At 75.3% G+C, this 1580-nt stretch carries 2 protein-coding genes; both read right to left on the reverse strand.

From position 1 onward, the window contains the following. A partial coding sequence (locus tag GV155_RS19150; RefSeq protein ID WP_201300375.1) for a hypothetical protein occupies nt 1–1042 on the reverse strand: 1042 nt, incomplete at its 3' end. Continuing rightward, nucleotides 1039–1580, reverse strand: a 542-nt coding sequence (locus tag GV155_RS19155) for a hypothetical protein (RefSeq protein WP_201300376.1), incomplete at its 5' end; no start/stop codon positions are given. The genes GV155_RS19155 and GV155_RS19150, both read right to left, overlap by 4 nt.

The following is a 1580-nucleotide window of genomic DNA, read 5'->3' on the forward strand; positions in this document are numbered from 1 at the left end:
GGTCGGGGACCGAGGGCTGCTCGACCACGGGCGCCGTGGTGGGCCCCGTCGGCGTCGGGACGTCGACGGGGTCGCCGGCGGCGTAGCTGACGGTGAGCGGAAGGGCCACCTTGTGCCGGTCCGCCGCTCCGCCGCTGGAGTACCAGTAGGCCGCCGAGCCGACGCGTTGCTGGTAGCGCACGAAGGAGGGCGGGAAGGAACCCCAGTCGCTCCCCGTCCGGACCTGATCCACGGCGGCACCGGGGGCGTCGTAGCGCACCTGCCGGTAGTCCGGGGTCGCGGTGAACCCCGTGCCGGCGGCCAGGTCGGCCGCGGGCGCGGTGGCCAGCACCACCTCCTGCGGCGCGACCGCGCCCCACTGGTCGGCGTCGTCGCGGGAGGAGGCGTACCCGGCCAGGGTCCCGGTGAGCGTCGTGGCGCGCGGCGTGACCGTCAGTTCGGGATCGGTGACGGTGAAGAACGACATGCCGGAGTAGAGGACGACCGAGAAGGACCCGTCCCAGGCGATGGAGGCGGTGCCCGCCTCCAGGTCGACAGACCCGGTGCCGCCGTCGATGACGACCTGGTGGCCCGAGAACGGCCCGTTGGTGCCGACCAGCGGGGTGCCGGACGTGGTGGTCGACAGTCCGGCGAAGGTCGCGGGTCGGTACTCACCGTCGAGGAGCTTCTCGATCCGGACGTCGCCGCGCTCGGCCCACCAGGCGGTCGTGGTGGTGCCCTGCCAGACGCGGTCGCGGATGGTCTGCCCACCGCGTCCGGGGTCCGGGACGAGCCCGGCGGAGAGGAAGTTGTAGGTGCCGGGGGCGAAGGCGCGGTTGTTGGTCTCGTCGTTGACGCCCCACCGCAGCTGGGCGTCGTCGACCTCGAAGGCTGCGTCCGGGGCCGCGGTCGGCGTGGGCGTGGGGGGCGTCGTCGGAACCGGGGGGGTCGGTGTCTCCGTCGCGACGGCCACGGACGGCGGGGTGGCGAGCACGGCGAGCAGCACGGCCGGCAGCACGGCCGGGACCGCCAGCAGGCTGGTCGCCCAGCGGCGCGTGCTCATGCCACCACCGGTCCGGGAGCCGGCTCGCGCGAGGCACGGCGACGGCGGAGCGCGGCGAGGACCACCGCGACCACCAGGACCAGTGCGGAGCCGGCGAAGGAGACAGGGCCCGCGAGGGCGCCACCGGCGCTCGTGCCCTGACCGGAAAGCAGACCGAAGAGCAGACCCACCGGCTCCTCCCCCACCTCGGCGACCGGCACCGCCGTAGGGGCGGTGACCGGGAACCGGTCGACCGCACGACTGCCGGACGCAGCACCCTCCAGGCGGAGCACGTGGGTGCCGACCGAGGTCTCGGCGGGCAGCGGCAGGACACCGGCCACCTCGCCGGACTCACCCGCGCGCAGCGGGCCGAGGGCGGCGAGACCGTCGTCGAGCACAGCGACGACCTGCTCCCCCGGCTCGAACCCACCGCCAGTAAAGGTCAGCGCCCGCCCCACGACCGCGGTGGACTGGTCGGCCTCGACCCGCGTGCGACCCGGTCGCACCGTCGCGTCGGCACCCTCGGCGCCGCCCTCGGCCCGCTGCGCGCGGGTGAGTC

The organism is Nocardioides sp. AX2bis, assembly GCF_902506435.1.
Lineage (GTDB): Bacteria > Actinomycetota > Actinomycetes > Propionibacteriales > Nocardioidaceae > Nocardioides.